At 69.5% G+C, this 8954-nt stretch carries 12 protein-coding genes; 7 read left to right on the forward strand and 5 right to left on the reverse strand.

Translation table 11 applies throughout. The features are described 5' to 3' along the window. The first annotated feature begins 104 nt into the window (after positions 1-104). Complete coding sequence (locus AC1RAA_RS06770; protein WP_492727304.1) at positions 105-659, forward strand: DUF924 family protein; 555 nt, start codon at positions 105-107, stop codon at positions 657-659. Here AC1RAA_RS06770 and AC1RAA_RS06775 read toward each other — a convergent pair. Further along, the gene (locus AC1RAA_RS06775) at positions 656-1585 is read right to left on the reverse strand and encodes a YihY/virulence factor BrkB family protein (RefSeq protein ID WP_095745634.1); all 930 of its coding nucleotides are present in this window, start codon (positions 1583-1585) and stop codon (positions 656-658) included. The genes AC1RAA_RS06770 and AC1RAA_RS06775 overlap by 4 nt on opposite strands. Before the next feature lie 46 nt (positions 1586-1631). Between AC1RAA_RS06775 and AC1RAA_RS06780 the strand changes: the two genes are divergently transcribed. Genes AC1RAA_RS06780 through AC1RAA_RS06790 form a run of 3 tightly spaced genes read left to right on the forward strand, consistent with a single transcriptional unit; the run spans position 1632 to position 3826 of the window. Then, on the forward strand, positions 1632-2222 hold the full coding sequence (locus AC1RAA_RS06780) for a chromate transporter (protein WP_070060987.1): 591 nt from the start codon (positions 1632-1634) through the stop codon (positions 2220-2222). After that, the gene (locus AC1RAA_RS06785; RefSeq protein ID WP_307693104.1) at positions 2219-2818 is read left to right on the forward strand and encodes a chromate transporter; all 600 of its coding nucleotides are present in this window, start codon (positions 2219-2221) and stop codon (positions 2816-2818) included. Before AC1RAA_RS06780 ends, AC1RAA_RS06785 begins: the two co-directional genes overlap by 4 nt. A gap of 45 nt (positions 2819-2863) precedes the next feature. Next, entirely contained in the window at positions 2864-3826 is a 963-nt protein-coding gene (locus tag AC1RAA_RS06790) for an aldo/keto reductase (RefSeq protein WP_492727314.1), read from the forward strand. Between the two features lie 3 nt (positions 3827-3829). Here AC1RAA_RS06790 and AC1RAA_RS06795 read toward each other — a convergent pair whose 3' ends face one another. Beyond that, positions 3830-4351 carry a GNAT family N-acetyltransferase gene (locus tag AC1RAA_RS06795; protein WP_492727316.1) on the reverse strand — a complete coding sequence of 174 codons (522 nt, stop codon included), beginning with the start codon at positions 4349-4351 and terminating at the stop codon, positions 3830-3832. Positions 4352-4393: 42 nt separating this feature from the next. On the opposite strand from AC1RAA_RS06795, the gene AC1RAA_RS06800 reads away from it, so the two are divergent. The 3 genes from AC1RAA_RS06800 to AC1RAA_RS06810 all read left to right on the forward strand — a co-directional run bounded on the left by AC1RAA_RS06800 (position 4394) and on the right by AC1RAA_RS06810 (position 6605). Then, complete coding sequence (locus AC1RAA_RS06800; protein ID WP_492727318.1) at positions 4394-4993, forward strand: helix-turn-helix domain-containing protein; 600 nt, start codon at positions 4394-4396, stop codon at positions 4991-4993. A 120-nt stretch (positions 4994-5113) separates the two neighbouring features. After that, a complete protein-coding gene (locus AC1RAA_RS06805) occupies positions 5114-5284 on the forward strand; it encodes a hypothetical protein (protein ID WP_167395039.1) in 171 nt (56 codons plus the stop codon). A 115-nt stretch (positions 5285-5399) separates the two neighbouring features. Continuing rightward, positions 5400-6605 carry an NAD(P)/FAD-dependent oxidoreductase gene (locus tag AC1RAA_RS06810; RefSeq protein WP_492727320.1) on the forward strand — a complete coding sequence of 402 codons (1206 nt, stop codon included), beginning with the start codon at positions 5400-5402 and terminating at the stop codon, positions 6603-6605. Between the two features lie 15 nt (positions 6606-6620). On the opposite strand, the gene rlmB is transcribed toward AC1RAA_RS06810, so the two are convergent. Genes rlmB through AC1RAA_RS06825 form a run of 3 tightly spaced genes read right to left on the reverse strand, consistent with a single transcriptional unit; the run spans position 6621 to position 8916 of the window. Next, entirely contained in the window at positions 6621-7367 is a 747-nt protein-coding gene (rlmB, locus tag AC1RAA_RS06815; protein WP_139704529.1) for a 23S rRNA (guanosine(2251)-2'-O)-methyltransferase RlmB, read from the reverse strand. A gap of 33 nt (positions 7368-7400) precedes the next feature. After that, positions 7401-8390, reverse strand: a complete 990-nt coding sequence (locus AC1RAA_RS06820) for a hypothetical protein (protein ID WP_492727323.1) — start codon at positions 8388-8390, stop codon at positions 7401-7403. Positions 8391-8394: 4 nt separating this feature from the next. Continuing rightward, a complete protein-coding gene (locus AC1RAA_RS06825; protein WP_492727325.1) occupies positions 8395-8916 on the reverse strand; it encodes a ribosomal protein L7/L12 in 522 nt (173 codons plus the stop codon). Positions 8917-8954: the final 38 nt, after the last annotated feature.

Here is an 8954-nt window from a genome sequence, read left to right on the forward strand (position 1 = left end):
GTCGGGGTCTCCTGTGGATGAAAGCATTCAGCATAGGCAGACGCCGCCTGCGGCCTTGTCGGCCAGCACCCCTTCTTCGCACGCCTGTGCAAGAGAATGCAACGATGATTTCCGACGACACACTCCCTTCCGCACACGACGTGGTCGCCTTCTGGCGCGATGCCGGCCCCGAGCGCTGGTTCGCGAAAAGCAACGCCTTCGATGCCGCCTGCATCGACCGCCTGGCCGCCGCCCACCAGGCCGCGGCCAGCGGCCGGCTCGACCACTGGGCCGACACCGGCGAAGGCGCGTTGGCCTTGCTGGTGCTGTTAGACCAGTTCCCGCGCAACGCCTGGCGCCAGAACCCGCACATGCTCGCCACCGACGGCCTCGCGCTGGCCGTGGCGCGCCGCGCCGTCGAGGCCGGCTTCGACCAGCAGGCCGACGCTCTGATGCAGCGCTTTTTCTACCTGCCCTTCATGCACTCGGAGGTGCTGGCCGAGCAGGAGCGTTCGGTCGAACTCAACGCCACGCAGGACGCCAACACGCAGCACTTTGCCGTGCTGCACCGCGACATCGTGGCGCGCTTCGGACGCTTTCCGCACCGCAACCGGATGCTCGGTCGCACCTCCACGCCCGAGGAGCAGAAGTTTCTCGACGAAGGCGGCTTCGCAGGCTAAGCAGCGTCGACGTGCGCCGGCAGCGGCACGTCGCGCGTCGGTGAGGCGTGACCTGCCGGCTCAGCCAGGGTGTCTTTCATCGAGCCGTAGGTGCGCGCATAGACCCAGGTGAACTCGGCGCCCAGCAGGAAGATCTGCGCCGAGTAGTACACCCACACCAGCACCACCACCAGCGAGCCGGCCGCGCCGTAGCCCGAGGCCACGCTGCTCTTGCCGATGTACAGGCCGATGAGGTGCTTGCCCACGGTGAACAGCAGCGCCGTCACCGCCGCGCCCACCCACACATCGCGCCACTGCACCTTGGCACGCGGCATGATCTTGTAGATCATCGCGAAGATCACCGTGACCATCGCGAAGCTGAAGACGAAGTTCACCACCTGCGCCAGCGTGGCCCAGGCACCGAACATCGGCGACCACCACTTGCCCAGCGCGGCCAGCGCCGCGCTCGCCACCAGCGACACCATGAGCAGGAAGCCGATGCCCATGATCATGCTGAACGACAGCAGCCGCACGCGCAGCATGTTGAAGACGCCCTTGTTGCGGGTGCGCGCGGGGGCACGCCAGATGCGGTCGAGCGCGTCCTGCAGCTCGCCGAAGACGGTGGTCGCACCCACGATCAGCAGCGCGATGCCGACCACCGTGGCCACGATGCCCTCGGTCGGCTTGTTGACCGCCTGCAGCATGCCCTGCACGGCCGCCGCGCCCTGCTCGCCCATGAGGCCCGAGAGCTGCGCGAAGATCTCGCCGCGCGCGGCCTCCTGCCCGAAGACGAGGCCGGCCACCGCGATCACGATCAGCAGCAGCGGCGCAATGGAGAACACCGTGTAGTAGGCCAGCGCGGCGCCCATGCTCGGGGCGTAGTCGTTGGACCAGGAAGCGAAGGCGCGCCGGCAGAGATCGAAGAGTGCGCGAAGTCGAATGAGCATGGCGTCGGGTCCCGGTGAAGCAGTGCGCCTACGATAATCGTTCCACATGCATCCGTCCGCCCCCGCCGCGGCATCGCCGCCCGACCACCCGCAGCCCGCGTCGCCACGCGACCTTTTCGTTTCGTTCACCTGGCTCGCGCTGCAGGGCTTCGGCGGCGTCCTCGCCATCGTCCAGCGCGAGATGGTCGAGAAGAAGAAATGGCTCACGCCCGACCAGTTCCTCGAGGACTGGGCCGTGGCGCAGGTGATGCCAGGGCCGAACGTGATCAACCTCGCACTGATGATCGGCGACCGCTACTTCGGCCTGCGCGGCGCCGTGGCCGCGGTGGCGGGCATGCTCACCGTGCCGCTGTTCGTGATCCTCGCGCTGGCCGTGCTCTACGCGCACTACGCCGCCAACCCGCAGGTGGCAGCGGCACTGCGCGGCATGGGCGCGGTGTCGGGCGGGCTCATCGCGGCCACGGGCATCAAGCTGATCCCGCAGCTGCGCAAGCACCCGCTGGGCTTTGCGACCTGCCTCGCGTTCGTGGCGCTGGTGTTCGCGGCCATCGCCCTCCTGAAGATTCCGCTGGGGTGGGTGCTGCTGGCGGTGGGCGGCGTGGCCTGCGTGTGGACCTGGAAGAAGATTTCCCCATGACCATCGCGATGCAATGGCACGACTGGCTGGCCCTCTTCGGCCAGTACCTGCTGCTGTCGCTGCTGTCGATCAGCGGCGCGATCACCACGGTGCCCGACATGCACCGCTACCTCGTGGCGCAGCACGGCTGGCTCACCGAGGCGCAGTTCACCTCCTCGGTCGCCATCGCCCAGGCCGCGCCGGGGCCCAACGTGCTCTTCGTCGCGCTGATGGGCTGGAACGTCGGGCTCAACGCGGGCGGCGGCATCGGCGCCGGGCCCATGGCCTGGCTGCTGGGCTTCTTCGGCCTGATGGTCACGATGGTCGGCATCATGCTGCCGAGCACCACCCTCACCTACGTCGCCACGCGCTGGGGCCACCGCAACCGCACACGCCGCGAGGTGCGCGCCTTCAAGCAGGGCATGGCACCGGTGGTGGTCGGACTGCTCATCGCCACCGGCTGGGTGCTGGCCGGCGGCAACCAGTCGACCGGCGTGCCGGCCTGGCACCTGTGGCTGCTCAGCGGCGTGGCCGCGCTGGTGGTCTGGCGCACGCGCATCCACCTGCTGTGGCTGCTGGGCTGCGGCGCGGCGCTGGGCGCGGTAGGCTTCGTTTGAGCCTTTTTCCTTTCTGCATACTTTTTCTTTCAGGAGCCCTCTGCCATGTCGCAACTTCGTCCGCTCGGCCGTTCCAGCCTTCGGGTGTCTCCCCTCGCCTTCGGTGGCAACGTGTTCGGCTGGACCGTCGACGAGGCGGCCTCGTTCAAGCTGCTCGACGCCTGGCTCGACGCCGGCTTCAACTTCGTCGACACGGCCGACGTCTACTCGGCCTGGGTGCCGGGCCATGTGGGCGGCGAGTCGGAGACGATCATCGGCAAGTGGCTCAAGCACAGCGGCAAGCGCAACCGCGTGGTGCTGGCCACCAAGGTCGGCAAGCCGATGGGCGAAGGCAAGGTGGGCCTGTCGCCCACCTACATCCGCGAGGCCGTCGAGGCATCGCTCAAGCGCCTGCAGACCGACTACATCGACCTGTACCAGTCGCACGACGACGATGCGAACACGCCGCTCGAAGACACGCTGGGCACCTTCGACGCGCTCATCAAGGAGGGCAAGGTGCGCGCCATCGGCGCCTCGAACTACACGGCGCCGCGGCTGGCCGAGGCGCTCGATGTGTCGGAGCGCCTGGGCATCGCGCGCTACGAGAGCCTGCAGCCGCTGTACAACCTGTACGACCGCGCGGTGTTCGAGGACGCGCTGGAGCCGCTGTGCCTCAAGCGCGAAGTGGGCGTGATCAACTTCTACGCGCTGGCGGCGGGCTTTCTCACCGGCAAGTACCGCACCGAGGCCGATGTGGCCAAGAGCGCACGCGGCGCCACCACGAAAAAGTACCTGAACCCGCGCGGCCTGCGCATCCTCGATGCGCTGGACAAGGTGGCCCAGCAGTACAACGCCAAGCCCGGCCAGGTCGCCATCGCCTGGCAGATCGCACGGCCCGGCGTGACCGCGCCGATCGCCAGCGCCACCTCGCTGGCGCAGCTCGAAGAACTGGTGGTGGCCACGCAGCTCAAGCTGGACGCGGGCACCATCGACATGCTCAACCGGGCCAGCGCCGAGACGCCGGCCTGAACCTCAACCGTCGACGGGGTTCAGCGGCGTCGCCAGGATGCGCTGGTAGAACGCCACGTCGAGCCAGCGCCCGAACTTGAAGCCGGCCTGCCGCACGGTGCCTGAATGCGTGAAGCCCAGGCGCTCGTGCAGCGCGATGCTGCCGGCGTTCGAGGCGTCGATCGCGCCGACCATCACATGCACCTCACGCGCGACCGCCTCGGCCACGATCGCCTCCATCAGCGTGCGACCCAGGCCCTCGCCGCGGTGCGCGGCATCGACGTACACCGAGTGCTCGACCGTGTACTTGTAGGCCGGAAAGGCGCGGAACGTGCCGTAGCTTGCGAAGCCCAGCAGCTTGCCGTTGTCGTCTACCGCGCCGATCACGGGAAAGCCGCCGGCGCGCTTGGCGGCAAACCACGTCACCATGTTCTCGGGCGTGCGCGGCTTGTAGTCGTACAACGCGGTGGAGTTGACGATGGCCTCGTTCAGGATCGCCAGGATGGCGCCTGAATGGGCTTCTTCGGTACAGGCGATGAGACGCATGGTGTTTCTCTGTCGTTCAATATAAGAGAATAATAATCTCATATGGGAAACGCTTCACCTTCCACCCCCTCGCCGGCGCCGGCCGATGGCCACATCGACGCGCTCATCGCCACCCGGCTGCTGGCGCTGCGCCAGGCCCAGGGGCTCAGCCTCGCCGACCTGGCCGGGTTGTCGGGCGTGAGCAAGGCGATGATCTCCAAGGTCGAGCGCGCGCAGAGCAGCCCCACCGCCGTGCTGCTGGGCAAGCTGGCCGCCGGCCTCGGGGTCTCGCTGGCGCAGCTTCTCACCGAGGACAAGGCCCAGCCGCAACGGCTGCGCAAACGGGCCGCGCAGGAGGTCTGGCGCGACCCCGAAGCCGGCTACCTGCGCCGCCAGGTCGCCGAGCGCGGCGCGGGCAGCAGCGTGGAACTGGTCGAGGTCGAGCTGCCGCGCGCTGCGCAGGTCGGCTACCCGCGATGGAGCGGCACGCCGTACCGGCAGAGCCTGTGGATGCTCGAAGGCGCGCTGCAGGTCGACTACGGCGACGAGCGCTTCGAGCTCGCCCCGGGCGACTGCCTCGACTTCGGCGTCGACCGGCCGCTGGTCTTCAAGGCGCTGGGGCCCACCGCCTGCCGCTACCTGCTGGTCGCCGTTCCCGATTGATTGAACGATTGCCTGACCGATGCGGTAGGCAAGCTCCCACACGCAGAGACGACTCAGGCCGGTCCGGGCCACGGGGTGCGTCGGGATACTGCAAGGCATCTCAGCTACCGGAGCCGCACGATGTCCTTTGCGCTTTACATGATCGGCTTTCTGATCTTCCTGGCCGGGGTCGCCTGGGGCGCCTCGGTGGCCGGCGTGCCCACGCTCTACATCGGCATCGGCGCGCTGATCCTGCTGGGCATCGGCGTCTTCAGCGCCGTGGCCCGCACGCGCAGCAAAGACCCGTCCTGAACGAGCCTGATCGCTTCACAGATCAGTTCACACAGGCTTCACGCCCGGCGCACATGGCGTCGCTAACTTCGCAGGCGCACCACACCCCGTGGTGCGCTTTGCAAGTCAGCCGCCCATGCACGCCTCTTCTTCCTGTCTCTTTTCTCCCCACGCGCCTTCCTCGTCGGTCGCGCCCTGCCCCGCACCGGCCTTCGTGAGCGACCCGGGAACGGCCTGCACCCAGGTCGACCTGCTCGTCATCGGCGCGAGCTTTGCCGGGCTGGCCTGCGCCCGCGCCGCCGCCAAGGCCGGCCTGCGCGTGATGGTGCTCGAGAAGAAGGCCGCCGCCGGCGCCAAGCTGCACACCACCGGGATCATCGTCAAGGACGCGGTCGACAGCGTGCCGTGGCTGGCCGAAGTGCCGTCCGCGCTGGTGCGCCGCATCGAAGGCGTGCGGCTGTACGCGCCCGACATGCACCACGTCGACCTGCACGCGCCCGGCTACTGGTTCTGGGCCACCGATGCGCCCGCGCTGCTCGACTGGATGGTGGAGTCCACCCGGGCCTGCGGCGTCGAGGTGCGCCTGGGCACGCTGTTCGAGCAGGCGCTGTGGGCGAACGGCCGCTGGGAGGTGCCGGTAGCGCAGGGCCCGTGCATCCGCGCGACCTACCTCGTGGGTGCCGACGGTCCGCATTCGCGCGTCGCCAAGGCGCTGGGCCTGTCGCGCAACACGCGCTTTCTCTACGGCGTGGAGCACGAGTACCAGGGCGCGCGCATGGCGCCCGACCTGCTGCATTGCTTCATCGATCGCCGACTCGCGCCGGGCTACATCGGCTGGGCGCTCGACGGCGTCGGCGTGAGCCAGATCGGCCTGGCGCGCCGCATGGGCCGCCACGACACGGGCGCGCTGCGGCTCGATCCGCTCTTGCGCAAGATCGCCGCCGTGGTGTCGCCCGGCGACGCGCCGCCGGTCGCCGTGCGCGCCGGGATGATCCCCTGCGGCGGCGTGCTGCCGATGGTAGCCCGCGAACGGGCGCTGCTGGTGGGCGATGCGGCGGGCATGGTGTCGCCGGTGACGGCCGGCGGCATCCACACGGCGCTGCAGCACGGCGAGCGCGCCGGCGAGGCCGTGGCGCGCTTCGTGCGCGGCGAGGTGGACGACCCCGCGACGTGGTTCGTGCGCGGCTACCCGCGCTTTCTGATGAAGCGCACGCTGCGCTGGGCCTTCGACCACTTCCAGAGCGACTGGATGTTCAACCGCCTGCTCGGCACGGCGCCGATGCGGCGTGCGGCGGAACTGGTGTACTTCCACCGCAAGGGCAGCGGGCCCGTGGCCCGCTAACCCGCTAGCCTGAGATCAACCGCCGCGCTGGCGCATCGCCTCGTAGAGGCACACGCCGCTGGCCACCGACACGTTCAGGCTCTCGACCGCGCCGGCCATGGGAATGCTCACCAGCTCGTCGCAGGTCTTGCGCGTGAGCTGGCGCATGCCCTCGCCCTCGGCGCCCAGCACCAGCGCCAGCGGGCGCTTGAAGTCGCTCTGGTAGATGGTGCCCGGCGCGTCGTCGCTGGTGCCCACGCACCAGATGCTGCGCTCCTTGAGCTCGTTGAGCGTGCGCGCGAGGTTGGTCACCATGAAGTACGGCACGGTCTCGGCCGCGCCGCTCGCCACCTTGGCGACGGTGGCGTTGATGCCGGCCGCATGGTCCTTGGGCGCGATCACCGCATGGGCGCCGGCGCCATCGGCCACGCGCAGGCAGGCGCCGAGGTTGTGCGGATCGGTCACGCCATCGAGCACCAGCAGCAACGGCACGGTGCCGGCCTCCTCGAGGCCTTCGAGCAGCTCGTCGAGCGAATGGATCTGCGCGGCGGGCTCGACCCGCGCGACCACGCCCTGGTGGCCGTGGCTGCCGCTGAGCTTGGACAGCCGCAGGCCGTCGGCCTCGACCAGCCGCACGCCGGCTTCTTGCGCACGCGCAATGAACTGTTTCATGCGCGCATCGCGCCGGCTGGCGTCGAACATCACTTCGAGCACCGATTTCGGCGCGGTCTTGATGCGCACGCCCACGGCATGGAAGCCGAAGATCACTTTAGGGGAAGACATCCCCTGATTATCGAGGGCGCGGCGCCCTCGCCCTCAGGCCAGCGGCAAACCGCTGTTCGCGCGGGTGCGTTCGTCGTGCAGTTCCTGCACCACCAGGGCGTTCATGTGCACCTTCAGCGTGTTGCCCACGCTGCCCAGGTACTGGCAGGCGGCATACCCTTCGGCGGCCTTTTCGTAACGTGCCACCCAGGCGTCGCGCGCGGGCAGCCGGTCGGGCGACACGGGCCAGACGCCCGGGCGCGGGCGCAGGTGTTCGGCGATGCCCACGCGCCAGGGCTTGGCGCTCAGGCGGGCGCGAAAGCAGTTCTGGTTGCGGCACATGCGCGCGTAGACCTTGTCGGCGCCCAGCGTCTGGAACACGTCGGTCACGGCGGCGTCGGACGGTGCGAAGACATCGTGCATGGCCAGCACGCGCAACCCGGCCGGCGTGCGGTACAGGCGCAGGTGCCAGTCGGGATGCTGGTGGATGAAGCGCTCGACACGCGCCCGCGCGCCCTCCAGCGGATCGCTCTTGTCCTCGGTGAGGCGCAGCCCCTCGTAGCGGGCGCGCCAGAAGCCGAAGGCCGCCACCAGAATGAACGCGACCACTCCGGCCATCGCCGAACGCGTGCCGTAACCCGCAACCAGCGCCCCAATGAACCCCATGCCGATCACCGTCAATCCGCGCGTGCTGTCGCGCAAGTCCTGGACCTCGAAGTCAACGTCGACGAACAGCACGTCGGGCGTGTTGAGGCAGCGCGCGCCGTAGCCGTTGCGGGTGACGATGCTGTCGCCCTGGCGTTCGACGATCTCCTCGCGGATCGGCACGCCGTCGGCGCCGTTGTAGGCCAGCTTGCGTTCGCGGCGCTCCAGCTTTTCGCCGTCGACCACGATGCGGTCATAGGCCTCGCGCGTGCGCTGGTCGGCATGGGCCTGCGCGGCCAGCGGGCTGTCGTCGGACCAGCCGAAGCGGCGCACCGTGACCTGCCGGCCGGCCACCCGCTCCTGGATGCGGCCTTCGGCCCAGAACTGGGGAACGATCACGGCCTCAGGCGCCCTTGAAGTACGACCACGCCGCCGCCGCGATCAGCAGCACGACGATCACCGGCAGCCACTTGAAACCACCGCCCGACACCCGGCCCGGCTCGGCCATCGGATTCACCGCAGCGCTCGACGGCAGGTGCCCGAAGTCGCCGGCGGCCGGGTTCTGGTGCGCCTCGACCAGCTGCTTGGCCTCGGCCAGGCCCAGGCCGGTGGCCTCGCGCGTGAGGCGCACGGCCTCGACCTTCTGGCCCCGCGCCAGGGCCGCGAGCGCGGCGGCCGGCACTGCGGCGGGGCCGTTGCCCTGCATGCCGCTGCCGGTCCCGGCTGCAGCCTCGCCCCGGCCCCAATCGCCTTCCTGCCAGTCGGCCGGCGCACCGGTGGCGACCGCGCCACTGTGGGCATAGCGCTCGACGGCCTCCTTGGACGACTTGAGGTCCATGCCGGTGCGCTCGCGCACGATCTTGATGGCCTCGATCAGGTTGCCGCGCTCGAGGGCGGCGATGGCCTCGGGGGGAAGCTGGGTCATGAACTCTCCTCTGTGTTCGGGGAGCGCCGCGGAAGCCG

The organism is Variovorax sp. GW823-FHT04F07, assembly GCF_058795995.1.

Coding starts and splice junctions, on each gene's coding strand:
- AC1RAA_RS06770 (WP_492727304.1), top strand. CDS start 105: ATGATTTCCGACGACACACTCCCTTCCGCACACGACGTGGTCGCCTTC.
- AC1RAA_RS06775 (WP_095745634.1), bottom strand. CDS start 1,585: ATGCTCATTCGACTTCGCGCACTCTTCGATCTCTGCCGGCGCGCCTTC.
- AC1RAA_RS06780 (WP_070060987.1), top strand. CDS start 1,632: ATGCATCCGTCCGCCCCCGCCGCGGCATCGCCGCCCGACCACCCGCAG.
- rlmB (WP_139704529.1), bottom strand. CDS start 7,367: ATGTCTTCCCCTAAAGTGATCTTCGGCTTCCATGCCGTGGGCGTGCGC.
- AC1RAA_RS06785 (WP_307693104.1), top strand. CDS start 2,219: ATGACCATCGCGATGCAATGGCACGACTGGCTGGCCCTCTTCGGCCAG.
- AC1RAA_RS06800 (WP_492727318.1), top strand. CDS start 4,394: ATGGGAAACGCTTCACCTTCCACCCCCTCGCCGGCGCCGGCCGATGGC.
- AC1RAA_RS06795 (WP_492727316.1), bottom strand. CDS start 4,351: ATGCGTCTCATCGCCTGTACCGAAGAAGCCCATTCAGGCGCCATCCTG.
- AC1RAA_RS06790 (WP_492727314.1), top strand. CDS start 2,864: ATGTCGCAACTTCGTCCGCTCGGCCGTTCCAGCCTTCGGGTGTCTCCC.
- AC1RAA_RS06825 (WP_492727325.1), bottom strand. CDS start 8,916: ATGACCCAGCTTCCCCCCGAGGCCATCGCCGCCCTCGAGCGCGGCAAC.
- AC1RAA_RS06810 (WP_492727320.1), top strand. CDS start 5,400: ATGCACGCCTCTTCTTCCTGTCTCTTTTCTCCCCACGCGCCTTCCTCG.
- AC1RAA_RS06805 (WP_167395039.1), top strand. CDS start 5,114: ATGTCCTTTGCGCTTTACATGATCGGCTTTCTGATCTTCCTGGCCGGG.